We start from the raw sequence: 671 nt of genomic DNA, 5'->3' as shown, positions 1-671 counted from the left end.
TTGATGAATACAAAAATTGAGTTCTCAAACACTTCAATCAAGTGTTTTGGAAATTCTTCAAGGCGAGTTCAGTAAAATGAACTATCGAAAAACCAGCTAGTTGCAATGCAACCGGTGAGGAAACTCATCCGGGTTGTATGGTTAAGCGACTAAGCGTATACGGTGGATGCCTTGGCAGTCAGAGGCGATGAAGGACGTAGTAACTTGCGAAAAGCGTTGGTGAGGTAGTAACAACCGTTATAGCCAGCGATGTCCGAATGGGGAAACCCGGCAGCATAAGCTGTCATCGTAACATGAATACATAGTGTTACGAGGCGAACGAGGGGAACTGAAACATCTAAGTACCCTCAGGAAAAGAAATCAACCGAGATTCCCTCAGTAGCGGCGAGCGAACGGGGATTAGCCCTTAAGTCTTCGGGGTGTTAGTGGAATGGTCTGGAAAGTCCAACGGTACAGGGTGATAGTCCCGTACACGACAACTAACCGATGATGAAAACGAGTAAGGCGGCACACGTGATATGTTGTCTGAACATGGGGGGACCATCCTCCAAGGCTAAATACTCCTGACTGACCGATAGTGAACCAGTACCGTGAGGGAAAGGCGAAAAGAACCCCTGTGAGGGGAGTGAAATAGAACCTGAAACCGTATACGTACAAGCAGTGGGAGCGGT

Annotated in this window: 1 rRNA gene; it reads left to right on the top strand. The window is 47.7% G+C overall.

Features of this window, described 5'->3' with window-relative positions:
• Positions 1-139 precede the first annotated feature (139 nt).
• Positions 140-671: ribosomal RNA gene (locus KJI95_RS19395) — 23S ribosomal RNA — on the top strand; the annotation flags it as partial.

The organism is Shewanella jiangmenensis (genome assembly GCF_018596335.1).
Classification (GTDB): domain Bacteria; phylum Pseudomonadota; class Gammaproteobacteria; order Enterobacterales; family Shewanellaceae; genus Shewanella; species Shewanella jiangmenensis.
The sequence above is the reverse complement of the archived record's forward strand: the minus strand, read 5'-3'. Positions and strand labels throughout refer to the sequence as shown.